We start from the raw sequence: 22,488 nt of genomic DNA, 5'->3' as shown, positions 1-22,488 counted from the left end.
CTGGTCCAGAGCGGTCGCCGGCGAGACTGTCAGGGACGAAAAGCGCCCGACGCCTCAGCCGGCGTATCGAAAGCCGTAAAAGCCGTAGCCGAAATAGAGGCCGGACACCGCGCGCGAACGGTCGAAGGAAACAGAAAGAACGCGCTGGCGGGACATGGGTCCGGGTCCGGTTATGCGGATCGTTCGCGATCCGAGCGGCCTTAAAGCACGCAAAGACCGTGCGCCGTCAAGCCCTATCGGCCCCCAGGAGGACGAAACGCGTCCGGTTATCGCTGGAATCCTGAAGATCGTTGCGCAGGATCGACAGGCCATAGACCTCGGCGGCCCCTACCGGCGCAATGGCCGCCTGGGTCGGATCGCCCGCCTCGGCGACGTCGCGGGCGGCGCCGGCGGTGTCGAAATGCTCGACCACGTTCAGCTTCAGGCCCTTCAGTGTCCGTTCGCACTGAGCCAGGGCGATGGGGTGGCTGAGCACCCGCTTCAGATCGGCGATGCGCGCGCCGTCCAGTCCCATCAGGGCGTGGCGGATCGGCCGCCAGGCTTCGGCGACCACGCGAAGGCCGGAGTCGCGCACCAGGGTCGCGGCGGGTTCGACCACGCCGATGGAGGAGTTCTCGACCGGGATCAGGGCGCAGTCGCAGTCGCCGCCCTTCAGGGCTGCGATGGCCTCGGCGAAGGTCTCGAACGGCACAGCCTCGTCCCAGGGGCGAAGGGCCGTGCAGGCCTCATGACTGAAGGCGCCGGGGGCGCCCTGATAGGCGACCCGACCGGGGTTGTCGTCTTGCTGTGTTGGCTTGTCCATATTCATCACTTCCGACGGACCGCCGAAAGCCTTCCCTTTGCTGGCCGCCGATCAGACGGAGCATAGTTGTCCGAGCCGTGACCGTTTCGCGCCGTATCTGCGGCGCCGCTTTCGTCCCCACAAGCCGAATGTGATCGTGGGGTGCTTTCGGGCCGCGCATGGTGCGGGTAGCGTCGCAGTTCGCATCTTCCGGAGCCGCTCATGTCCCTCGTCACCAGCTCCAACCGTCGGGCCGTGTTGACGGGCCTGGCGGGAGCCCTTGCAGGCTGCGCGCCGACGCCTGCCGTCCTGCCGACGACAGGGTTTGCCCCGCGCCGGATCGCGCCGATCCTGATGACGCCCGAGCGGATCATACGCATCACCGTCTGCACCCGTCCTTTTCGCCCGACAGGCCCGCGCCTGAACGTGGAGGCGGTCGGCGAGACCAAGGTGGTTCACAACTATGGCCACGGCGGCAGCGGCTGGTCTTTGTCCTGGGGCTCCAGCGCTATCGCAGCGCGCAAGGCCATGGCCCTGGCGGGTCTGGCGGGCGGTCCGCCCGTGGTCGCGGTGATCGGCAGCGGCGCCCTCGGCTTGACGTCGGCGCTCCAGCTTCAGCGCATGGGGGCGCGGGTGACCATCTATGCGCGCGAACGGGCAGCCTTCACCCGATCCATGCGCGCCACAGGCAGTTGGACGCCGGACAGCCGCATCGCCGACGCTGATCGCGTCGCGGCTGACTTCCCCGCCCTTTGGGAACAGATGGCGCGCGAGACCTACGCCACTCACCAGACCTATCTGGGGACAGAAGGCGATCCGGTCGTCTTTAGCGACCGCTATATGCTGTCGGGCGCGGCGGACCTGCCGCGTACGGTCGAACCGCCGCCGATCCTTACCGCGCCTGGGATAAAGCCGATCCGATTCGCCGAATACAGGCTGGACGGGCTGGCGCCGCGATCCATCCCCCTGCCCGCTTCCGCCTCGCCCTTTCCGGTTGGGGAGACCCGGATGGTCAGCGCCATGCAGTTCAACGTCGCCGAACTGGCGCACCGGTTGGAGACCGAGTTTCTGAGCCAGGGCGGCCGGATCGAGACCCGCGCCTTCAACACGCCGGCGGATCTGACGGCCCTGCCCGAGAAGATCGTGATCAACTGCACCGGCTATGGCGCGAAGGCCCTGTTCGAGGACAAGGAGATGATCCCCGTGCGCGGCCAGATCGCCTGGCTCGCGCCCCAGCCCGAGGTCAACTACGGCCTGCATTTCCGGGGCGTGACCGTGCTGTCGCGACCGGACGGGATCGTGGTTCAGGCCATGCGCAATGACATGAACGGCGTCGGTGTCGACGACGAGACGCCGGACCGAGCCGAGGCGAACGCGACCATCGGCCTCGTCGCCCCGCTGTTTCCGTCGATCAGGCCGCTTCCGAGCGGCTGATCCGGCCTGCCTTCAACCGCTCGGCCACCAGGAAGGCCAGCTCCAGCGCCTGGTCGGCGTTCAGGCGCGGGTCGCAGTGGGTGTGATAGCGGTTGGACAGGTCGTCCTCGGTCACGGCCTGGGCGCCGCCGATGCATTCGGTGACGTTCTGGCCGGTCATCTCCAGGTGGACGCCGCCGGGGTGGACGCCTTCCGCCTCCGCCACGTCGATGAAGGTCCGCACCTCGCTGAGGATCCGGTCGAACGGCCGGGTCTTGTAGCCGTTGCCGGCCTTCAGCGTATTGCCGTGCATCGGGTCAATGGACCAGATCACCTTGCGGCCCGAGGCCTTAACTTCGCGCATCAGCTTGGGCAGGCGTTCGCCGACCTTGTCGTGACCGAAACGGCCGATCAGGGTCAGTCGGCCCGACACATTGTCCGGGTTCAGGACGTCGATCAGGGGCAGAAGGTCGTCGGCGGTCATGGTGGGTCCGCACTTCACGCCAATGGGGTTCTTGATCCCCTTCATGAACTCGACATGGGCGCCGTCCAGCTGACGCGTGCGTTCGCCGATCCACAGCATATGGGCCGAGGTGTCGAACCATTCGCCCGAACCGCCGTCCAGCCGCGTCAGGGCGCTCTCGACGTTCAGGAGAAGGGCCTCGTGGCTGGTGAAGACCTCGACCCGGCTCAGATCCGGATGGGTCTCGGGCGTGACGCCGACCGCCTCCATGAAGGCCAGGGCCTCGGTGATCTTGTCGGCCAGCTCGCGGTACTGGGCGCCGGCGGCGTTGTCGCCCGCAAAGCCCAGGGTCCAGCGATGGATGTTGTACAGGTCGGCGTAGCCGCCCCCCGCGAAGGCGCGCAGCAGATTCAGGGTCGAGGCCGACTGGTTGTAGGCCCGGATCAGACGCTGGGGGTCGGGCATGCGCTCTTCGGCCGTGAAGCCCATGCCGTTGATGATGTCGCCGCGATAGCTGGGCAGTTCGACGCCGTCGATCTCTTCAAGCGGAGAAGAGCGCGGCTTGGCGAACTGGCCGGCGATCCGGCCCACCTTCACAACCGGCTTGCGCCCCGCGAAGGTCAGGACCACGGCCATCTGCAGGATCAGGCGGAAGGTGTCGCGGATGTTGTCGGTCGAGAACTCCTTGAAGCTCTCGGCGCAGTCGCCGCCCTGGAGCAGGAAGGCCTCGCCCCGCTCGACCTGCGAGAGTTTAGACGTCAGTCGTCGCGCCTCGCCGGCGAAGACGAGCGGCGGCAGGGCGCGCAGTTCGTCCTCGACCAGGGCCAGGGCTTGCGGGTCCGGATAGTCCGCCGGCATGTGCAGGGCGGTCTTGGTTCTCCAGCTTTCGGGGGTCCAGCGTGTCATCCGGCAAGAATAGGACTTTGCCGCCGCCGGAACAACGAAAAGACGAACAGATATTGCGGCGGTGACCCGATTTTCGGTTTGCGGTGCCGGAAAAGCCGCCGTTTTGGCGCGCCCGGACCGTGAAATTTCCACGACATCGCCATCTGGCTCTGGCGTCCTGACGGGGCCGCCCCATCTCGTCGGAGGGGGACGAACCGTGAGCCGGAGATGCGCCATGACGTCTTACGACCTGACCCTGGACGAGATGCTGTCAGATCCCATCGTGCGTCGGCTGATGGAGCGCGACGGGGTCGCCGAGGCCGAGGTGCGCGGCCTGTCCGACTATGTACGGCGGCGGCGAGGCCCTCAGAACCGCTCTCCGACGCCCGCGCGTATCGGCGAGGAGCCGCGCGTCTTCATCGGCTAGGCCGGCTCGCAAGCTTCTTGCGCAGGAGCAGCCCGAGAGAGGCTGTGTCACAAGTTTTTGGCGGATAAAGCCCGACGGCCTTCATCTTTCTGTTTCATGAAGCGCGCATCGGTGGCATCGCTTGCGCCCCCTTCACCTTCCACCCACAAAGACCGATGTCCGAAGAATTCTATCGCATGAAGCGCCTGCCTCCGTATGTGATCGCGGAGACCAACGCCATGCGAGCCGCCGCCCGTCAGGCCGGCGAGGACGTCATCGATCTCGGCATGGGCAACCCGGACCTGCCGCCGCCGCCGCACGTCATCGACAAACTGTGTGAAGTGGCTCGAAAGCCGGACGCCCACGGCTATTCGGCCTCCAAGGGCATACCGGGCCTGCGTCGCGCCCAGGCCAATTATTACGGACGTCGTTTCGGCGTCGATCTGGACCCCGAGACCGAGGTGATCGTCACCATGGGCTCCAAGGAGGGCCTGGCCAGTCTGGCGACGGCCATCACCGAGCCGGGCGACGTGGTCCTGGCGCCCAATCCCTCCTATCCGATCCACACCTTCGGCTTCATCATCGCCGGCGCGGCCATCCGCAGCGTGCCGACGACCCCGGACGAGCGCTATTTCGAGGCGCTGGAGCGGGCCATGGCCTATACGGTGCCGCGCCCCAAGGTTCTGGTGATGAACTATCCGTCGAACCCGACGGCGGAGACGGTCGATCTGGCCTTCTATGAGCGGGTCGTCGCCTTCGCCAAGGCCAATGACCTCTGGATCATCAGCGACCTGGCCTATTCCGAACTCTATTACGACGGCAAGCCGACCGTCTCGATCCTGCAGGTGCCGGGCGCCAAGGACGTTGCGATCGAGTTCACCTCCCTGTCAAAGACCTACAGCATGGCCGGCTGGCGCATCGGCTTCGCCGTCGGCAATCGCAAGCTGATCGCCGCCATGGCGCGGGTGAAGTCCTATCTCGACTACGGCGCCTATACGCCGATCCAGGCGGCCGCCGTCGCGGCTCTGAACGGTCCGCAGGACATCGTGGATCAGAACCGCGCCCTGTATCATCGACGCCGTGACGTCCTGATCGACAGTTTCGCGCGGGCGGGGTGGGACATACCCAAGCCCGCCGCCTCCATGTTCGCCTGGGCGCCCGTGCCCCCCGCCCTCGCCCACCTGGGAAGCCTGGAATTCTCCAAGCAACTGTTGACCCACGCCAAGGTCGCGGTGGCGGCAGGCGTCGGCTACGGCGAGAACGGCGAGGGCTTCGTGCGCATCGCCCTGGTCGAGAACGAGCACCGGATCCGTCAGGCCGCGCGCAACATCAAGACCTATTTGAAGTTGATGGGCGTCAATGTGCCGCCGGGACGCGACGTGCCGGACGTCTGAGGAATAGGCTCTAAGGCCGGCTTCTGACTTCCCAGTCCAAGGTCCAGCGGTTCGGGCCGGCGCGCTTCAGCTCTGTCACGGCCGCCGGCACCTGGCGGTCCAGCCCGTCTAGAAGCGCCACCCCCTGGCTGACGGAGGCGATGGTGGCGTTGGTCTGCCAGAAAGGCCCGCCCAGGCCTCTGAGCGAGAAGCGGATATGGACCGTGTCGTTGATCTGCGGCATCGACGCCCTCGTCGCGTTCGCAAGCTGAGCTGCAAGGCGTCTATGATGGAAAAGATGGTGGATGCGACAGGGATTGAACCTGTGACCCCCTCGGTGTGAACGAGGTGCTCTCCCGCTGAGCTACGCATCCATGCCTTGCGGAGGCGGCGACATAGCCCGGTCGCTCGCGCGGTGCAAGCGTCCGTTTCAGATTCCGGCCGCCTGAACGGCTTCGGGCGTCTCCGCCTCCGGATCGCCGGGCAGCCAGGCCACGTGGCCGTCATAGATATCGACGTTCAGAATGCCTTCCTCCCTGGCCACCAAGACCGGGACCAGCATCTGACCGGTCACGTTCGTCGCCGTCCGCATCATGTCGATGACCCGGTCGATGGCGACGATATAGCCGATGCCTTCCAGCGGCAGGCCGGCGGTGGACAGGGTCAGGGTCAGCATGACGATCGAGGTTCCCGGAACCCCCGCCGTCCCCAGCGAGCCCAAGACCGCAGTCAAGCCGATCAGTATGTATTGGGTCAGGGTCAGGTCGATCTGAAAATATTGGGCGATAAAGATCGAGGCGATGGCGGGATAGATGGCGCCGCACCCGTCCATCTTCACATTGGCGCCCAGAGGCACGGCGAAGGCGGCGTAAGCCTGGGGCACGCCCAGCCGCTCGACCGTCTGGCGCAAGGTTATCGGCAGGGTGCCGAGCGACGACGAGGTGGCGAAGGCCGTCTGCTGGGCCGCGAAGGCGCCGCGGAAGAAGCTGACGACCTTCAGGCCGTGGAGCTTCAGCAGCCCCGAATAGACGACCAGTATGTGGAACAGGCAGGCGGCGTAGATGGCGCCGATAAACTTCAGCAGGGGCAGAAGCGCCTCCCAGCCATAGCCGCCGACGACGGAGCCGATCAGGCCGAACACGCCGATGGGGGTCAACTGGATCACCCAGCGGGTGATGCGGAATATGACGGCCGCCCCCTCGTCCACCAGTCGCCGCACGCCCTGGGCCCGATCGCCCAGCGCGACCAGAGCCATGCCGACCAGGGCGGAGAAGAAGATGATCTGCAACACCTTCCCTTCGGCCAGAGCGGCGAAGGGATTGGTGGGGACGACGCCGATCAGCACCTCCAGCGGAGTAGGAATGACCCTTTCCTTGACCTCGCCCAGCGGCAGGTTCGACAGGCCCACGCCCGGATTGATCAGATGGCCGAAGGCGAAACCGACCAGCACGGCCAGCAGCGACGTGATCGCGAACCAGACGAGGGTGCGCACGCCCAGGCGGACGGCCCCCGCCCCTTCTCCCAACTTGGCGATCGAGCTGGCGATGGTGAACAGCACCAGGGGCGCCACCACCATGCGGATCAGGTTCAGATAGACGTCGCCGATCGGCTGCAGCCAGGTCTCGGCGCGTTCACGCAGCATCAGGCCGGCGATCACCCCCAGGGCGAGGCCCGCGAAGGTGCGCTGCCAAAGCGGAATCTGGAAGAAGCGGGAGATCATGAAGGGGGCTTTCGGCTGGGATGGGCCAATCTGTCCATCGGCCCCCCGTTCCGCAACCGTCGTCGTCCCCGAACGTGGCGCAGTTTTCCTGCGTACAGGCTTAAGCGCAGCTCTTTCAGACCTTAAGGGCCCGCCTTACGTAAAACTCGGCCAGAATGCCGTCGATCGCCTCTTCCACGTCTTCGAAGGCGTCGATCAGGACGTCTCCGCCCAGGGTGTCCACCGGCACGGGCGTGTAGCCGAAGGTGGTCAGGACACAGGGCATGTCGGCGTCGCGGGCCGCCTCGGCGTCGGGCGCGGCGTCGCCGACCATGATCGCGCGGGCCGGGTCACCGCCCGCCATCGCCACAGCCTCTTTCAGATGCGCGCCAGAGGGTTTGCGCGCGCTGACCCGATCGGGGCCGGCGACGGCCAGGAAATGGCGGCGAAGATCAAGCCGGTCCAGCAACAGTTCAGACAGGTCCGACCGCTTGTTGGTGGCGACCGCCAAGACTGCGCCGCGTTCGGCCAGGCGTTCCAAGGTCTCGACGACACCCTCGAACGCCCGCGAGCCGTCGGCGATATGGGCGGTGTAATCGACCAGGAACCGCTCAAAGAGCGCATCGGACCGGGCCCGTTCCACATCGGCGCCGGCCGCCTCGAACCCATGCGCCAACAGGGCGCGCGCGCCCGAGCCGATCAAGGTCCTCGCCGCTTCGGGTCGCGCAGGGGGCAATCCCTCCTCGACCAGCAGACGGTTCAGGGTTCCAACCAGATCCGGAGCGGAATCGACCAGGGTGCCGTCCAGATCGAAGAGGACGGTCCAGCCGTCCAGGTCACGCAGGCTCATCGTCGCCCTGTCCGTCTAGAAGAGAACTGAGGGGTTCATGATCCGCTGCGGATCGATGGCGCGTCGGATGGCGGCCATGGTCTCGATCTCCAGCGGCGACTTGTAGCGTTTGACCTCTTCGGTCTTCAGCCGACCCAGGCCGTGTTCGGCCGAGATTGAGCCGTCGTAACGCCCGACGACGTCGTGAACGACCTGCGAGCCCTCTTTCCAGCGGCCGATAAAGGCCGCCACATCCTCGCCGACGCCGGGCAGGATGTCGTAGTGCAGATTGCCGTCGCCGACGTGGCCGAACACCGAGACACGGGCGCCGGGATGGAAGCGCTCGACGGCCGCTGTGGCCTCGTCGATGAATTCGGCGATGCGGCTGATCGGGACGGAGACATCGTGTTTCCACCCGCCGCCCTCGGGCTTCAGGGCCGCTGAATGCTCTTCACGCAGCCGCCAGAAGGCGGCGCGTTGCGCATCGTTCTGCGCTATGGCGGCGTCGGTGATCAGCCCCTCCTCAAAGGCGACTTCCAGCAGCCGCTCCATCTGGGCCTCGGCGCCCCCCGCCGTCCCGGACGCGATCTCGATCAACACATACCAATTCGGCGTCGTGTCCAGCGGTTCGCGGGTGTCGGGGATGTTCTTGAGCACCAGCTCCATGCCCAGACGTTTCATCAACTCAAAGGCCTCGACCCCGCCGCCGGTCTCCGCCTTGGCGCGGGCGAGCAGTTCGATGGACGCCGCAGCCGTTTCCAGGGCGACCACGGCGACCGCGCGTGACCGCATGATCGGAAACAGCTTCAGGGTGGCCGCAGTGACGACGCCCAGGGTGCCCTCCGCACCAATCAGCAACTGCTTGAGATCATAGCCGGTATTGTCCTTTCGCAGCCGCTTCAGACCGTGAAAGATCTCGCCGTTCGGCAGGACCGCCTCCAGGCCCAGGACCAGGTCCCGCATCATGCCGTAGCGCAGCACCTGGGTGCCGCCGGCGTTGGTGGAGATCACCCCCCCGATCGTCGCCGAGCCTTCGGCCGCCAGGCTGAGCGGAAAGGCCCGTCCGGCCGCCGCCGCCGCCTGCTGGGCCTCCAGCAGGGTCAGACCCGCCTCCACCGTCATGGCGTCGTCCAAGGGGGTCACGTCGCGCACGGCCCGTATCTTCTTGAGGGACAACAACACCTCGCCGAACGGGATCTGTCCCCCGACCAGGCCCGTGCCCCCGCCCTGGGGGGTGACGGCCACGCCTGACTGGGCGCAGATGGCGATCGCCTTGGCGGTTTCCTCGGTCGAGCGCGGCGTCAGCAGAATAGGCGTATGACCCGTCCAGCGGTTTCGCCACTCCGTCAGGGACGGGGCGATGACCTCTGGATCCTGGGTCCAGCCGCCAGGGCCGAGGGCGGCCTTCAGCGCGTCGAGGACAGCGGTCGAGGGAATGGCGTGGGGCATTCGCCCCTTTTGTCAGGCGTCGCGATCGGTTGAAAGGCGTTTTCGCGCCATTTCACCTCCTCCCTTATCTGCCGTACAAGACGCCATGGCTCCGCTTCGTCCCGACACCCTGGCCGTCGCCCTGGCGCGCATCTTCGAAGGACCGATGATCGATCGCGCCAGTTGGTTCGCCCTGACCGGGGGCGAGCGGCTGTTTGCGGCGGGCGATCCGTCCGACACCCTCTATCTGGTCCGCTCGGGCCGGCTGGGGGTGTTTCACGTCGAGACGGATCAGCCGCCCCAGCTGGTCGGCGTCATCCGGCCCGGAGAGCCGGTCGGCGAAATGGCCATGGTGGCCGGCACCCCGCACACCGCGGACGTGGTCGCCCTGCGCGACACCGAAATCCTGGCCCTGCCGCGCGAAGCCTTCTTCGACGCCGCTCGATCCGAGCCGGATCTGCTGGTCGAACTGTCGCGCCTGATGATCCATCGCGCCCGCGAGCGGGCCGTGGGCGCCGCCGAGCCCAGCGTCTTCGGCTTCGTCTCGGCCCGCCCGCGCCCGATCCGCGCCTTCGTCGAACGGATCGCGGCGGGCGTCCAGGCCATGGGCTTCACCTGCAAGGTGATCGATCAGTCGGCTCTCAGCTCGGCCGCCGACTGGTTCAGCCGGGTCGAGGACGACCACGACTATGTCCTCTATGTCGCCGAACTGGACCAGAAGGCCTGGGCCGAGCTGTGCGCCCGCCAGGTCGATCGCCTGTTCATCGTCGGCAGCGGGCTTCTGGCCCCGCCGTCGGACCTGCCCCGGCGTATGGGCTTCGGCGACGGCCGGCGTCTGACCGATCTGATCCTGCTGCGCGATCCGCGCATGAACCGGCCGGCCAACACTCGCGTCTGGCTCAATGTGCTCCAGCCGGACCGCTGGTTCCATTGCGTCGAGGGAGTCGAGACCGATTCAGACCGCATGGCCCGCGTCATCACGGGCACGGCGGTCGGCCTGGTCCTATCGGGCGGCGGGGCGCGGGCCTATTGCCACATGGGGGCGATCAAGGCCCTGGAGGAGGCCCGGGTCCCCATCGACTTCGTCGGGGGCGCCTCCATGGGGGCGGTGGTGGCGGCCGGACCGGCCATGGGCTGGTCGTTCGAGCGGCTGGACTTCGAGATCCGTCGCGCCTTCGTCGAATCCGACCCCTTGTCCGACCTGGCCTTTCCGATCATCGCCATGTCGCGCGCCCGCAAGGTGGCCCGGCTGCTGGAGCGGGCCTATGGCGACACCGATCTGGCCGATCTCTGCCTGCCCTTCTTCTGCGTCTCCTCCAACCTGACGTCCGGCCGGATCGAGGTTCATCGCGCGGGCCTGATGCGCCGGGCCATGCGCGCCTCGATCGCCATTCCCGGCGTCCTTCCGCCCGTGGTCATGGACGGCCAGGTTCTGGTGGACGGGGCGGTGCTGAAGAACTTCCCCACCAGCGTGATGCGCCAGCTGAACTCCGGCCCCATCATCGGCGTGGACATGTCCCAGACCCGCGGCGTCGATCCGGCCGCCCTGGAGAATCCCCCCTCCTGGTGGAAATGGGTGCTGTCAGGCGCCTGGAAGGCCGGCCCCCCGATCGTCTCCATCCTGATGCGCTCGGCCACCATCACCACCGACGCCGAGATGGAGCAGTCGCGCGCCGCCGCCGACGTCCTGATCCTGCCGCGCACCGGCGGGACCGACATCCGCGACTGGAAGGCCTATGACGAGCCGGTCGCCTCAGGCTACGAGGCGACCCGGGCGGCCCTGGCGGACCTGCCCGTTCCCGTCACCCACCTGCGGCGACGCTCCCGCGCCTTCGACCTGTGAGATCAGAGCGGGGCGCAGGCCTGTTCCAGCCAGGCCCGCACCTCGCCCTCGACCAGGGGGCCGACCTTGGCCAGGGTCTCGGCGTGATAGGCGTCGACATAGGCCCGCTCGTCCGGGGTCAGCAGATCGACGTCGATCAGCTTGCGGTCGATCGGGGCGAAGGTCAGCTGTTCGAACCCGTGCATCGGCCGCTCTCCGCCCTCGGGAACCACGGCCGGCGTCACCACCTGCAGGGTCTCGATGCGGACGCCCCAATGGCCCTCGCGGTAATAGCCGGGCTCGTTGGACAGGATCATCCCCTCCAGCAGCGGCTGGCTGGTGCCCCATTTGGCGATCCGCTGCGGCCCCTCGTGGACGCCCAGATAGGAGCCGACGCCATGGCCGGTCCCATGGTCGTAATCCAGCCCCGCCGCCCACATCGGCGCCCGCGCTATGGCGTCCAGCGCCATGCCGCTGGTCCCCGCCGGGAAGCGGATGGTCGCCATGGCGATATGGGCCTTCAGCACCAGGGTGAACTTGTGACGCTGGTCCGCCGTCGGCTCGCCCACCGCCATGGTGCGGGTCACGTCGGTCGTCCCGTCCAGATACTGGCCGCCGCCGTCGACCAGCAACAGGGAGCCCTTCTCGATCTTGCGGATCGTGGCCCCGACCGGCTTGTAATGCGGCAGGGCGCCGTTCGGCCCGGCTCCGGCGATGGTGTCGAAACTCAGGTCCTTCAGGGCGCCCGTCGCCTCGCGGAACCGCTCCAGGGTCTCCACCACCTCGCGCTCGTCCGGCAGGGTCTGCTGGGCGACCGTGTCGACCCAGTGCAGGAAGTTGGCCAGGGCGGCGCCGTCGCGAATATGGGCGCGTCGGCTGCCCTCGATCTCGACCGCGTTCTTGGCGGCGCGCGGAACGGCGCAGGGGTCCATGGCCCGCACCACCGTCGCCCCGGCCTGCTCCAGCCGGTCGAAATACCAGGCGGACGACAGGGCGGGATCAATCATCACCTTCTTGCCGGCCAGACTATCCAGCGCCTCCCCCAACCGCTCGGGCGCCTCCAGCCGCACGTCGTCGCCCAGCCAGCCGGGCAGTTCATTGGTCACCTTGGCCGGGTCCAGGAACAGGCGGGCCTTGCCGTCGGCCTCCAGCACGGCCTGGCCGATGGGCAGGGGCGAGCGGATCACGTCGCCGCCGCGCACATTGAACAGCCAGGCGATCGACATGGGCGCGGTCAGAACCACGGCCTCGGCGCCGGCGTCCGCCACGGCCCGGCCGATCCGCGCCCGCTTCGACGCGTGGGGCTCGCCGGAATAGACGTCCTCGTGCGGCGTGACCGGGGCGGTCGGCTGGGCCGGACGATCCGCCCCCCAGGCCAGGTCCAGCGGATTGGCTTCGACCGGCTTCAGCTCCGCACCCGCCTTCTGGGCCGCCGCCTTCAGGGGGACCAGGGCGTCGGGGCTGTGCAGACGCGGATCATAGCCGATCACCTGGCCGGGCTTGGCCGTCTCCAGATAGGCGGCGACGTCGTTCAGGTCGCGCCGTTCGAACAGGGAAGGATCGGTCTGGACCTTGACCTGCACCGTATAGCGGCCGTCGGTGAACATGCTGGCCCGGTCCTGGAACACCACGGCCGCCCCGGCCGAGCCGTTGAAGCCGGTGGCCCAGGCCAGCCGCTCGTTGGCGTCGGGCAGATATTCGTTCTGGTGTTCGTCCTCGTGCGGGATCAGGAAGCCGTCCAGCCCCTGCTTGGCCATCTCGGCGCGCAACAGCGGCAGGTGTTTGGCCCCGAAGGACGGATCGGTGGTCTCGTCGAAGGTCTGGCGCATCATCTCGTCTCTCGTTCCTCAGCCCATCCGCCGCAGCACCAGGGCGCTCCAGGCGTCGTGATGGATGCGCTTCTCCAGCCGGAATCCGCGCGACGTATAGGCGGCCGTCACCCGGCGCTCCTGGGTCCGCAGCAGGCCCGACAGTATGGCGACCCCGCCCAGGCTCAGCGCCGTCTTGATGTCCTGCGACAAGGCCACCAGCGGCGGGGCCAGGATGTTGGCGAAGACCAGATCATAGGGCCCGTGCTTTCTCACCCGCTGATCGTTCAGGCCCGAGGCGTGGACGAAGCTGGCGTGGGCCTGGTTCAGGGCGGCGTTCTCGTTGGCGATCCGCACCGAGGGGGCGTCGATGTCGGTGCCGATGGCGATCCGGCTGCCGGTGCGGGCCGCGGCGATGGCCAGAACGCCCGTGCCGCAGCCGACGTCCAGCACCCGCTCGAACCGCTCGCGCTTGAGCAGGTCGTCGAAGGCCTCCAGGCAGCCGACCGTCGTGCCGTGGTGGCCGGTGCCGAAGGCGGCGCCGGCGTCGATCTTCAGATTGACGGCGTTGGGCGGCACCCGCCCCTCGTCATGCGCCCCATAGACGAAGAAGCGCCCGGCCCGCACCGGCGGCAGGCCCGACAGCGACATGGCCAGCCAGTCGGCGTCGGCCAGCTTCTCGACCGTGACGGTCACGGCATAGTCGGCCAGGGTCGCCTTCAGACCCTCGACCTCGTCCTCGGTCGTCGGGAAGGCGTCGATACGCCAGAGATTGCGATCCTCGTCCTCCTCCAGGATGGAATAGGTCGCCCCCTCCAGCATGGGGTCGGCGTCGATGGCGGCGGCGGCGGCCTCGGCGCTGTCGCGCGAACCGCGCGCGATTATCTGAACTGCGGACTCGGACATTTCTCAAACACCGCTAAGATGGCGAATCGTTGCGATCCGGCGCTTCGTCTTCCCGACGCCGCCGGGCTTTTTATCTAACCGAGGGGTCGGGGAATACATGGCCAAGTCACCGTCTACGTCTAAACCTGCGTCGCCGAAACCGGCGACCGCCGCTTCCAAGCCTAAAGCCGCGCCGAAGTCGAGCGCTGTGAAGGCCGTCGCCGAGAAAACCGCCGCGCCCAAGGCGACCAAGCCCGCCGCTGCGAAGCCTGCGGCCAAGACGGCCGCCCCCAAGCCCGCCGCCAAGCCCGCCGCCAAGGCTCCGGCTGCGAAGCCGGCCGCCAAGGCCGCCGCTGCGAAGACCGCTGCGCCCAAGGCCGCACCGAAGGCGGCCGCCAAACCCAAGGCCGCTCCGGCCGCCAAGGCTGCGCCGGTGAAGGCCGCTGCGCCCAAGGCGTCCAAGCCCGCTGCAGCCAAGCCCGCCGCCAAGACCACAGCCGCGAAGCCGGCCGCCAAGGCCGCTGCGCCCAAGCCTGCCGCCCCGGCCGTCGTCGCTGCGCCGACGCCCGCTGCGGTCGTTGCGCCGGCCGCCGCCGCTCCGGCGCCGAAGCCGGTCGAAACGCCCAAGCCCGCCGCTCCGACCCCGGCCGCCGCGCCGAAGACGGATGAAAAGAGCTTCTTCGCCAAACTGGGCGATCTGATCTTCGGCAAGCGCTGAGTTCAAATCGCAGTCGAGACTGAAGCTCGCCGGACGGGTCCGCTCGTCCGGCGATTTCCGGTTCAGCGCAGCCGTTCCGCCAGAAAGTCCACGAAGACCCTTACCCGAGCCGGCATATTGGCGCCGCCCACAAAGACGGCGTGGATCGGCTCGCGATCACCAGGATTAAAGGCTTCCAGCAGCGGGACAAGCCGCCCCGTTTCGATGGCGTCCGCGACGCTGAAATTGCCCACTCGCGTCACCCCGACGCCGGCCAGCGCCAGCTGCGTCAGCGTCTCGCCATTGTTGGCCTCGATCGGTCCCCTCACCGTCAGAGCGTAATCCCGGCCGTCGCGCCGGAAGGGCCAGACCGGCTCGGCCCGACGGAAATTGAAGTTCAGACAGTCGTGATCGTGCAGATCCTCCGGGACCTGCGGCGCGCCCCGTCGCGCCAGATACTCCGGCGAGGCGACAATGGTCCGCCCCGTCTCGCCCAGTCGGCGCGCCGTCAGCGGACTGTCGGCCAGCGGTCCGAACCGGATGGCGACATCGGCCTGCCCCGCCGCCACATCGACCACGACATCGGTCAGGTTGAAGTCGATCAGTATATGCGGATACAGGCGGGCGAACTCGCCCAGCAGCGGCACGACGCGCTGGCGGCCGTGGGCCAGGGACGCGCTGACCCTGACCCGCCCGCGCGGGGCTCCCTGGTCGGCGATGACCCGCTCTGCATCGTCCAGCTCGGCTAGAATGCGACGCGCCGCCGCCAGATAGGTCTGGCCTTCCGCCGTCAGCGTCAGCACCCGCGTGGTCCGCAGCATCAGCCGCACGCCCAGCCGCGCCTCGATCCGGTCGATGGTCCGGCTGACCGCTGACGGCGTCAAATCCAGCATACGGCCTGCGGCCGAAAAACTGCCGCTCTGCGCCACCGCAGCAAACACTTCCATCTCTCTCGCGCGGTCCACGCCGGTTGTCTGCATCTGTGCGTCCAGATCAAAAATCTTTGGCCTGAAGCCTGCCTAACGCTCGCGCGGATCGCCGTCCATCTGTGCGCCTGGACAAGGACATCGCCGAAGGACAACCATGAAACTCAATCCTCCCCTGCTCGCCCTCGCCGCCGGCGCCTTCGGTATCGGCGTGACCGAGTTCGCCCCGATGGGCCTCCTCCCCGTCATCGCCACCGATCTCGGCGTCTCCATTCCCACGGCCGGCCTGCTGATCAGCGCCTATGCCCTGGGCGTCATGCTGGGCGCGCCGCTGATGACCCTGACCACAGGCCGCATGCCGCGCCGAGCCCTGCTGATCGGTCTCGCCGCCATCTTCACCGTCGGCAATCTGCTGTCGGCGATCTCGACCGACTATTCGATGCTGCTGGTCGCCCGAGTGATCACCTCGCTGAACCACGGCGCCTTCTTCGGCGTCGGCTCGATCGTGGCCGCCGGCCTGGTCCCGCCGAACCGTCAGGCGGGCGCCGTCGCCGCCATGTTCATGGGCCTGACCATCGCCAATGTCGTCGGCGTGCCCCTGGCGACCTGGGCCGGCGACGCCCTGGGCTGGCGCGCCAGCTTCTGGGGCATCGCCGCCATCGGCGTGGGGGTCATGGCCGCCCTGCGCCTGACCCTGCCCAACCTGCCCGCCCCGACCGGCGGGAACACCGCCGCCGAGCTGCGCGTCCTCAGTCGCGGCTCCGTGCTGGCGGCACTGGCCCTGACGGTGATCGGCTCCAGCGCCATGTTCACCGTCTTCACCTATATCGCCCCGATCCTGCGCGAGCAGACCCACGCCTCGCTCGGCTTCGTCACCGCCATGCTGGTGACCTATGGGCTGGGCCTGACGCTCGGCAACTGGCTGGGCGGCAAGTTCGCGGACAAGTCCGTGGACCGGACCTTGATCGTGACCCTGGCCTCCCTGTCCGCCATCCTGGTCGCCTTCGCTGTCGCCATGCCGTTCGCGGTCCCGACCTCGATACTGGTCTTCCTGTGGGGGATCGCCAGCTTCGCCTTGGTGCCGCCGCTCCAGGTGCGGGTCATGGCCGCCGCCGGCGATGCGCCCAACCTGGCCTCGGCGATGAACATCGGCGCCTTCAATCTGGGCAACGCCATCGGCGCGGCCGTGGGCGGAGCGGTCATCGCAGGAGGCCTCGGTTATCCAGCCGTGTCCTTGGCCGGAGCCGTCGCTTCCGGACTGGGCCTGTTGCTGGTCCTTTTCCTAAGCCGCAAGCGGACAGCGGTGGCGGCCCCCGCCACCTGCTGACGTCCGTCAGTGAAAGTCGCGCGACCCCGGCAAGATTCGGACGTCGCGCGGATGCCGGCCGGTCGGGCTGCGCGGGCCTTGCGGATATTTCACCGCATCCGCCCGCGACAGCTCGACCTCAAGGTCATAGTCCTCGGACAGCCGCCCCAGCTCGGCCGAACGATCGACGACCCGCCGGGCCATGAGGTGCAGCACGCCCTCGACGCTCTTCTCGACCGTGCCCTCCACCTCCATCAGCCGCGCGGCCATGACCTCGCGCCGGAAGGTTTCGAACAGCCGCGCCCACAGCAGGATGTTCACCACCCCGGTCTCGTCCTCCAGGGTCACGAAGATGGCGTTGCCCGTGCCGGGCCTCTGGCGCACCAGCACCACCCCCGCCGTCTTCACCAGCGCCCCGTGCCTCTTGGCGTAGACCGCCTCGGCGCTCAGCACCCGCTCGGCGTCGAACATCGGCCGCAGGATCTGCATCGGGTGCCCCTTCAGCGACAGGCGCGTCGTCTGATAGTCGGTGGCGATATGCTCCTTCAGCGGCATCAGCGGCAGGTTCGCCGCCGCCTCGACGCCCAGCTCCCGCGCCCGCGCCGCCTGGAACAGCGGCAGGGGCTCGTCGTCCGGCAAGCGTCTGACCGCCCACAGCCCCTCGCGTCGATCCAGTCCCATCGATCGAAACGCGTCCGCATCCGCCAGCTTCCGCATCGCGGCCGCCTCCAGACCCGTCCGCCGCGCCATTTCCTCGACATCCGCGAAGGGCGCATCCCGGGCCGCGACGATCCGATCCGCCCAGACTTCCTTGAACCCGTCGATATGCCGCATCCCCAAGCGTAAGGCCGGATAGTGCGGCCCCCGCGCCGTCGGCTCCAGCCTATTGTCCCAGAGGCTGTGGTTCACATCGATCGGCCGCACCTCGACCTTCTGGGGACTTTCCTGCGCATCCCGCACCAGTTGGGCCGGGGCGTAGAAGCCCATCGGCTGGCTGTTCAGCAGCGCACAGGCGAACACCGCCGGGTGATGACATTTGATCCAGGACGAGATGTAGACCAGCCTGGCGAACGACACCGCGTGGCTCTCGGGAAAGCCGTACGAACCAAAGCCCTTGATCTGTTCGAAACATCTTTGCGCGAAAGCGGGGTCGTAGCCGCGGGCGATCATCCGACCGACCATTCGCTCTTCGTACTTCCAGAGCGTCCCGTCGCCTCGAAAGGTGCCCATCGCCTTGCGCAGACCATTGGCCTCGGCCGAGGTGAACTCGGCCGCCACCATGGCGACCTTCATCGCCTGCTCCTGAAACAGGGGCACGCCCAGGGTCTTTTTGAGCACCTTCTTCAGCTCGTCCGGATCGTGCGGCGGGCCGGGTCGGGCGTAGTCCGGCGCCTCCAGACCTTGGCGTCGACGCAGATAGGGATGCACCATGTCGCCCTGGATCGGTCCCGGCCGGACGATCGCCACCTGAATGGCCAGATCGTAGAAGGTCGCGGGTTTCAGTCTCGGCAACATGTTGATCTGCGCCCGGCTCTCCACCTGAAAGACCCCGATGGACCGCCCTTCCTGAAGCATGCGGTAGACGGCCGGATCCTCGTCGGGAACCGTATCCAGCCGCAGGTCCGCCACCCCCAGCGACCGCATCAACTCGAACGCCTTGGCGATACAGGTCAGCATCCCCAGCGCCAGAATATCGACCTTCATCAACCCCAGGGCGTCGATATCGTCCTTGTCCCATTCGATGAAGGTCCGGTCCGGCATGGCCGCATTGCCGATGGGCACGACCTCGTCCAGCCGGTCCTGGGTCAGGACGAAGCCTCCGACGTGCTGTGACAGGTGACGCGGGAAGCCCAGCAGCCGCCGCGTCATGGCGACGGCGCGCGCGATCTGCGGGTTGGCGGCCTCAAGCCCGGCCTGGGCGACATGACGCTCGGTCATGTCGCTGCCGAAACTGCCCCACTGACTGCCGGCCAGCCGCGCCGTGACGTCCTCGGTCAGGCCCAGGACCTTGCCGACCTCGCGAATGGCGCTGCGCGGCCGGTAACGGATGACCGTCGCCGCTAGGCCCGCCCTGTGCCGACCATACCGGTCGTAGATGTGCTGAATGATCTCCTCGCGTCGCTCATGTTCGAAATCGACGTCGATATCCGGCGGCTCGTTTCGATCGGCCGACAGGAAGCGTTCGAACAGAAGATCATGCTGGCCGGGATCGACCGAGGTGATCCCCAGCACATAGCAGACGGCCGAATTCGCCGCAGATCCTCGTCCCTGACACAGGATGCCCTTGTCGTTCGCGACCTGGACAATGTCGTGGATGGTCAGGAAATAGGGCGCCAGATCGCGCTCCCGGATGTAGGCGAGCTCCTTGTCGAGATCATCGCGCACCTTCTGAGGCGCACCCTGCGGATATTTCTGGTCCAGGTTTCGATCGACCAGGTGCGCCAGCCAGTCCTGTGACGACCACCCCGGCGGGATCGGCTCCTCGGGATAGTTGTAGCGAAGATCCTCAAGGTCGAACCTCACCCGCGCCAGCATATTCTGCGTCTCCGCCACCGCCTCTGGCACATCGGCGAACAGGCGGGCCATTTCCCTGGGGGGCTTCAGGCGGCGCTCGGCGTTCTCTTCCAGCCGTCGCCCTGCCGTCTCCAGAGTCACGCCTTCGCGGATACAGGTCAGGACATCCTGAAGGTCGCGCTGTCCGGCCTCATGATACAGGACGTCATTGACCGCCAGCAGGGTGGCGCCTGTCCGCTTCGCCATCGCCTTAAGCCGCGTCAGGCGCCGCCGGTCGTCGCCGGAACGGGTCATGGCCGCCCCCGCCCAGACCGCGCCCGGCGCCGCCGCGACCACCCGCGCCAGCACGGCCTCCAAGCCTTCCAGACGAGGCGGCGGCATGACGATCAGCAGCAATCCCTCGGTCGCCGCGCACAGGTCGTGCAGGCCGATCTCGCATTGACCTTTCCTGGCCCGGCTGTTGCCCAGGGTCAGCAGGCGACACAGGCGCGCCCAGCCCCGGCGATCCTCCGGATAGGCCAGAATGTCCGGCGCGCCGTCATTGAAGCGAAGCCGGGCGCCGAGAACCAGTTTGAAGGCCTGGGCGCGCTGCTTGACCCGGTCGCTGAGGGCCGGGTCGTTCATCGGATCCTCGACCCAGCCGACCTCGCCCGGACCGCCGCCCTCGCGCACCTTCTCTGGGGGAGACAACCCCTCCTCCCTTAAGGCCTTCAGCGCACTCCACGCCCGGACCACCCCTGCCAGACTGTTGCGATCAGCCAGCCCCATGCCGGTATGGCCGAGCAGGATCGAAGCCAGCACCAGCTCCTTCGGATGCGACGCCCCTTCCAGAAAGGAGAAGTTGCTGCGCGTCGCCAGCTCAGCATAGGCGGTCATGCGAAGATCCCGTGCAGGAACCAGCGCGGGGCCGGCTCCTCGCCGTAGAAGCCGGAACGGAACAGCCAGAAACGCCGTCCCTCCTGGTCCTCGACCCGGTAATAGTCGCGCGTCGGCTCCTGGCCCCCCTGCGACCGGCGCCACCATTCCGGCGCGATGCGTTCGGGGCCTTCGACCCGGACCAGCCGGTGATCGACCCGCCGCCAGATGAAGCGGTTCGGCGGATGATCGGGCACTTCCGCCGTGGCCAGAACCGGCTGGGGCGGGTCGAATATCTGCAACGGCCGCAGCGGCGGGTCGGCAGGGTCCGGTTCGGGCCAGGCGACGATCTCGCCCAGGGAAAATGGGGCTGGGGGATGGGCGGCCGGGATCAGGCGGACGGCGCGTTCGGGCCAGTGCGACTCTATCGGCTCGAACCGGCTGACCGCCTCCGGTCCCAGGCGCGCCGTCAGCCGGTCGATCAGTCGCCCCAGATCTTCAGCGGTCGACGGGGCGGCCTCAAATCCCCGCTGGCGCGAGGCCAGGCGATCGGCGACCGTTACGGACAGACGCATCTGGTCGAAGCCGAAACCGGGCTCCAGTGGTCGCGCCAGATTGGCCAGCCGTTCGCGAAACAGGCGCAGCACGGCCGCCGCGTCGCGACTGGGGCGGCCCGTCCGCACGGTGATGTGGCGCACCTCTCCGTCCAGGCGGAAAAAGCCGGCCTGAAAGGCGCGCCCGCCCTGACCGCGCAGGTCCAGCCGGTCCATGGCCTCGACCAGCAGGTCGCCGATCACCGCCTCGATGTCCGGGGTCTCCGTGATCGGCTCGACCAGAACCCGGTCGACGGAAATCAGAGGAACGGGGCGTTCGGGGCGGATGCGGACGTCTTCGCGTCCCAACACCCGGTTCAGCCGCGTCGCCGCTGCGGCCCCGAACCGGGCGGCGATGGGCGCCGTGGGGCGGTCCGCCAGATGCGCCAGGGTCTTCAGGCCCGCGCGCGACAGGGCCTGGGTCTCCTTGTCCGACAGTTCCAGCGCCGCGACCGCCAAGCGACGCAGGGCCTGGTTCTGCGCCGCACCCTGATAGATTCCGCCCCGCCCGAAGCGGGCCAGGGCGCGCGCCGCCTCGGGCGTGCCGGCCAGGGCCAGGCGCGTCGCCAGACCCACGCCCTCAGCCCGCGCCGCGACCGCCCGGATCAGTCCTTCTTCACCCCCGAACAGGTGGGCGCAACCGGTCACATCCAGCGCCAGGCCGTCCGGCCCGTCCGTCGCCGCCATCGGGGTGAAGCGTCCGAAATCCAGCAGCACCCGTCTCAACAGGGCCGTGTCCGCCTCGGGCCGGTGCGGCTCCACGCGGATATCCGGCGCCCGCGCCCGCGCGTCCGCCAGAGTCATGCCCGGCGACAGACCCAGAGCCAGGGCGGAACCATTTGCAGCGGCCAAACGGAGCGCGCCCTTCACCTTTTCCACCAACACGGTGGCTGGTTCAGCCGTAGCGTCTGAGCCCCTCTCCTCGCGCCTCAGCCGATCTGTCGGCAGCAGGGGAAACCAGACCGCCAGATAGCGCCGGTCGTTGCGGCTGTTCATGTCCGGCATTCTGCCCGCCCTGTTCGAAGACTCCGCGCTCACGATCCCACTCCATGATCCAGCTTCTCGGCTGCGCGCCCAGCCGATGCCGCAACAGTTCGACCGCATAGGTCGGATGGCCAGGGGCCTCCGCTTCCAGCGCCCGCGACAAAGCCCCCCTGATCCGCCACCGCGTTTCGGCTGCACTGGGCTGGGGCTGGGCCGCCAACCGGGTCAGGAGTGCAGTCGCCCGTCCCTGCCCTGCCGCCATCGACAGGCGACGCGTGGCGGTCAGGCTCAGCACCTTGCTCTCGCCCCAGGCTGTCAGCAGCACCGCTCCCACGGCTCCACCGGCCAGGGCTTCCTCTCCCGCCGCCAGCAGCTCCTTCGTCTCCTTGACCCGCACCAGCACCAGCCGGCCGGGATCCAGCCCCAGTTCGCGCAGGCCCGCCCCATAGATCCGCCCCGTCTCCAGTTCGGCCATGGCCTGGACCCCCCAGACCACAGGTCGATCGCCCGCCGTCCGGCGGACCAGTCCCAGAGCGAACCCCAGGGCCGCTGTCGCATCAGGCGTAGTCGCGGCGTAAACCTCGTGCAGCCCATGGGTCGCCAGCCCGCCTAGATGCCGGTCAGCCGCCTCCAGTCCGAGATCGAAGCGTGCGTCGTCCACTGGATGACCGGCTGCCTCCAGGGTTTTCAGATGTTGGCGCAGGGCTTCGATCTTGCGGTCGGACCGCACAACAGTTCTCCTTTTGTTCTCTTATATGCCTCTTTCAGGCCACGAGGAGTCAAGCGACCTCCAACTTGACCATGGGAATTTATTCCGCTTC

General features: G+C 67.9%; 18 protein-coding genes and 1 tRNA gene. 6 read left to right on the top strand and 13 right to left on the bottom strand.

Annotated elements, in window-relative coordinates; genetic code table 11:
- Positions 1 to 226 precede the first annotated feature (226 nt).
- Positions 227 to 802 carry a prephenate dehydratase domain-containing protein gene (locus JMT67_RS02640; protein WP_183215545.1) on the bottom strand — a complete coding sequence of 192 codons (576 nt, stop codon included), beginning with the start codon at positions 800 to 802 and terminating at the stop codon, positions 227 to 229.
- Positions 803 to 1,003: 201 nt separating this feature from the next.
- Between JMT67_RS02640 and JMT67_RS02635 the strand changes: the two genes are divergently transcribed.
- Positions 1,004 to 2,215, top strand: coding sequence for an FAD-dependent oxidoreductase (locus JMT67_RS02635; RefSeq protein WP_201462614.1), 1,212 nt, complete (start codon positions 1,004 to 1,006; stop codon positions 2,213 to 2,215).
- Here JMT67_RS02635 and JMT67_RS02630 read toward each other — a convergent pair.
- Complete coding sequence (locus JMT67_RS02630) at positions 2,193 to 3,563, bottom strand: class II 3-deoxy-7-phosphoheptulonate synthase (protein ID WP_183215549.1); 1,371 nt, start codon at positions 3,561 to 3,563, stop codon at positions 2,193 to 2,195. The two genes, JMT67_RS02635 and JMT67_RS02630, sit on opposite strands and share 23 nt — an antisense overlap.
- 214 nt (positions 3,564 to 3,777) lie before the next feature.
- Here JMT67_RS02630 and JMT67_RS02625 point away from each other — a divergent pair, with 214 nt between their 5' ends.
- Positions 3,778 to 3,969: a hypothetical protein gene (locus JMT67_RS02625; protein ID WP_054765761.1), complete on the top strand. Its 192-nt coding sequence runs from the start codon at positions 3,778 to 3,780 to the stop codon at positions 3,967 to 3,969.
- Positions 3,970 to 4,124: 155 nt separating this feature from the next.
- Positions 4,125 to 5,342, top strand: coding sequence for an LL-diaminopimelate aminotransferase (locus JMT67_RS02620; protein ID WP_201462613.1), 1,218 nt, complete (start codon positions 4,125 to 4,127; stop codon positions 5,340 to 5,342).
- Between the two features lie 10 nt (positions 5,343 to 5,352).
- On the opposite strand, the gene JMT67_RS02615 is transcribed toward JMT67_RS02620, so the two are convergent.
- From JMT67_RS02615 to JMT67_RS02595, 5 genes are all read right to left on the bottom strand, one after another.
- Positions 5,353 to 5,565 (bottom strand): hypothetical protein, encoded by a 213-nt coding sequence (locus JMT67_RS02615; RefSeq protein WP_201462612.1) that lies wholly within the window; start codon positions 5,563 to 5,565, stop codon positions 5,353 to 5,355.
- A gap of 55 nt (positions 5,566 to 5,620) precedes the next feature.
- A tRNA-Val gene (locus JMT67_RS02610) sits at positions 5,621 to 5,695 on the bottom strand.
- Positions 5,696 to 5,751: 56 nt separating this feature from the next.
- A complete protein-coding gene (locus JMT67_RS02605; protein ID WP_201462611.1) occupies positions 5,752 to 7,041 on the bottom strand; it encodes a dicarboxylate/amino acid:cation symporter in 1,290 nt (429 codons plus the stop codon).
- Between the two features lie 115 nt (positions 7,042 to 7,156).
- Complete coding sequence (locus JMT67_RS02600) at positions 7,157 to 7,870, bottom strand: HAD-IA family hydrolase (protein WP_201462610.1); 714 nt, start codon at positions 7,868 to 7,870, stop codon at positions 7,157 to 7,159.
- Between the two features lie 15 nt (positions 7,871 to 7,885).
- Positions 7,886 to 9,298: an FAD-binding oxidoreductase gene (locus tag JMT67_RS02595; RefSeq protein ID WP_054765757.1), complete on the bottom strand. Its 1,413-nt coding sequence runs from the start codon at positions 9,296 to 9,298 to the stop codon at positions 7,886 to 7,888.
- Between the two features lie 85 nt (positions 9,299 to 9,383).
- On the opposite strand from JMT67_RS02595, the gene JMT67_RS02590 reads away from it, so the two are divergent.
- The gene (locus JMT67_RS02590) at positions 9,384 to 11,120 is read left to right on the top strand and encodes a patatin-like phospholipase family protein (protein ID WP_201462609.1); all 1,737 of its coding nucleotides are present in this window, start codon (positions 9,384 to 9,386) and stop codon (positions 11,118 to 11,120) included.
- 2 nt (positions 11,121 to 11,122) lie between these two features.
- Here the strand turns inward: JMT67_RS02590 and JMT67_RS02585 are convergent, their stop codons facing one another.
- Both JMT67_RS02585 and JMT67_RS02580 read right to left on the bottom strand, forming a co-directional pair.
- Positions 11,123 to 12,928, bottom strand: coding sequence for an aminopeptidase P family protein (locus JMT67_RS02585; protein ID WP_201463952.1), 1,806 nt, complete (start codon positions 12,926 to 12,928; stop codon positions 11,123 to 11,125).
- 18 nt (positions 12,929 to 12,946) lie between these two features.
- Positions 12,947 to 13,813 (bottom strand): 50S ribosomal protein L11 methyltransferase, encoded by an 867-nt coding sequence (locus JMT67_RS02580; RefSeq protein ID WP_054765755.1) that lies wholly within the window; start codon positions 13,811 to 13,813, stop codon positions 12,947 to 12,949.
- Positions 13,814 to 14,000: 187 nt separating this feature from the next.
- Here JMT67_RS02580 and JMT67_RS02575 point away from each other — a divergent pair, with 187 nt between their 5' ends.
- Positions 14,001 to 14,510, top strand: coding sequence for a hypothetical protein (locus JMT67_RS02575; protein WP_183215561.1), 510 nt, complete (start codon positions 14,001 to 14,003; stop codon positions 14,508 to 14,510).
- 62 nt (positions 14,511 to 14,572) lie between these two features.
- On the opposite strand, the gene JMT67_RS02570 is transcribed toward JMT67_RS02575, so the two are convergent.
- Positions 14,573 to 15,469, bottom strand: a complete 897-nt coding sequence (locus JMT67_RS02570; protein WP_201462608.1) for a LysR family transcriptional regulator — start codon at positions 15,467 to 15,469, stop codon at positions 14,573 to 14,575.
- 103 nt (positions 15,470 to 15,572) lie between these two features.
- Here JMT67_RS02570 and JMT67_RS02565 point away from each other — a divergent pair, with 103 nt between their 5' ends.
- A complete protein-coding gene (locus tag JMT67_RS02565; protein ID WP_201462607.1) occupies positions 15,573 to 16,742 on the top strand; it encodes an MFS transporter in 1,170 nt (389 codons plus the stop codon).
- A gap of 6 nt (positions 16,743 to 16,748) precedes the next feature.
- On the opposite strand, the gene JMT67_RS02560 is transcribed toward JMT67_RS02565, so the two are convergent.
- Genes JMT67_RS02560 through JMT67_RS02550 form a run of 3 tightly spaced genes read right to left on the bottom strand, consistent with a single transcriptional unit; the run spans position 16,749 to position 22,397 of the window.
- A complete protein-coding gene (locus JMT67_RS02560; protein ID WP_201462606.1) occupies positions 16,749 to 20,111 on the bottom strand; it encodes an error-prone DNA polymerase in 3,363 nt (1,120 codons plus the stop codon).
- On the bottom strand, positions 20,108 to 21,679 hold the full coding sequence (locus tag JMT67_RS02555) for a Y-family DNA polymerase (RefSeq protein WP_233455766.1): 1,572 nt from the start codon (positions 21,677 to 21,679) through the stop codon (positions 20,108 to 20,110). The genes JMT67_RS02560 and JMT67_RS02555 overlap by 4 nt, the downstream gene beginning before the upstream one ends.
- Positions 21,579 to 22,397 (bottom strand): ImuA family protein, encoded by an 819-nt coding sequence (locus tag JMT67_RS02550; protein ID WP_183215570.1) that lies wholly within the window; start codon positions 22,395 to 22,397, stop codon positions 21,579 to 21,581. The genes JMT67_RS02555 and JMT67_RS02550 overlap by 101 nt, the downstream gene beginning before the upstream one ends.
- Positions 22,398 to 22,488: the final 91 nt, after the last annotated feature.

The organism is Brevundimonas aurantiaca (genome assembly GCF_904830995.1).
Lineage (GTDB): Bacteria > Pseudomonadota > Alphaproteobacteria > Caulobacterales > Caulobacteraceae > Brevundimonas > Brevundimonas aurantiaca.
Note: the sequence above shows the minus strand (reverse complement) of the source record. Positions and strands in the feature narration are given on the sequence as shown.